General features: G+C 69.6%; 1 protein-coding gene. It reads right to left on the bottom strand.

Going from position 1 to position 237, the window contains the following annotated elements:
* Nucleotides 1-237 (bottom strand): hypothetical protein (locus ACSNOK_RS36175; protein ID WP_436784885.1); only part of this gene is annotated, 237 nt, incomplete at both ends.

Raw genomic sequence — 237 nt, 5'->3', positions numbered from 1 at the left:
ATGTTCCAGCACGGCCTGGTGCAGGGCGAAGTCCGAGGTGTAGAACACAAAGGGCCGCCGGGCCAGCTCGCTCCAGTGCACGGGTGCGTCCGGGTCGGGCACCTCGTGCGCGGCAAAGGCCACGCGTGTCTTCTGGTGGGCGATGGTGCAGTACTCCAGGCCCTCTCCGGCCAGGTCACCACCTGCCTCGCCCGCGCCGTGCAGGCCCAGCGCCATGTCCAGCTTGCCGTCCAGCAG

This window comes from Streptomyces sp. URMC 126, from assembly GCF_051386555.1.
Classification (GTDB): domain Bacteria; phylum Actinomycetota; class Actinomycetes; order Streptomycetales; family Streptomycetaceae; genus Streptomyces.
The sequence above is the reverse complement of the archived record's forward strand: the minus strand, read 5'-3'. Positions and strand labels throughout refer to the sequence as shown.